This window comes from Mesorhizobium sp. M5C.F.Ca.IN.020.32.2.1 (genome assembly GCF_004023105.1).
GTDB classification, from domain to species: Bacteria; Pseudomonadota; Alphaproteobacteria; order Rhizobiales; family Rhizobiaceae; genus Mesorhizobium; species Mesorhizobium wenxiniae.
The window spans coordinates 1-715 of record NZ_RZSX01001503.1; the positions used below are offsets into that span (position 1 = coordinate 1).

Below are 715 nucleotides of genomic sequence, written 5' to 3' on the forward strand. Positions count from 1 at the left end.
CGGAAAGGTCGAGGCGACGGCACGATGGAACGGCCGGGGATGAAGGAAGCACGATGCTCTCGCAGATTGCCGCCGTAGTCTTCACAAAAGCACGCTCCCACGGCGTCAGGGTCCAGCGGTCGCCGAGTGCCAAGCGCTTGCGCACCCAGCGCGGTAGGATCTCGACGGCCGCCTTCAGAAATGGCCGCTGAAGCGGTTGAGCCACTCCCGGCAAGGCGGGAACGTCTTCCATGATCTCCAGGAATTCCAAGACGATCGGCGACGCGACGAGTCTTTGCCTCATCGCGTCGAACAGCGCGTAAAGCTCGGCCTGTGACGTGGGCGAGCCGGCCGCACCATAGAGAAGTGCGACGGGGCGAGCCTCAGCAAACATCACGTCCCGTTCGAAAAAATGCAGACGATGCACATAGACGTGATACGCCTCCATGAAACCAAACCCGGCCGTAGCTTGCACCCAGTCCAGCAACTCCGGGTCGGTGGCGTGGTATGGCTCACCTTCGCTGGTTCGACCTGAAACGCGCCCATGCATCCTGACCACACCTTCAATCATGGCCTTAGCCTTGGTTCGAGGGCCGTAGACCGTAACCAAGGCAGCGAGGCCCGTACGCTGTAATCGTCGGAGCGCGTGCGAGCGGAATGTGCTGTGCTGCCAAATGGCGTCGCGAACCCGCGGCTCCGCCAATTCGAGCAGCACCGCAGTAACCCCGCCGCTGAA

The 715-nt window shown here is 62.1% G+C and carries 1 protein-coding gene; it reads right to left on the reverse strand.

The window, feature by feature from the left end; genetic code table 11:
• Positions 1–694, reverse strand: a 694-nt coding sequence (locus EOA86_RS37100) for an oxygenase MpaB family protein (RefSeq protein ID WP_245497510.1), incomplete at its 3' end; no start/stop codon positions are given.
• Positions 695–715 lie beyond the last annotated feature (21 nt).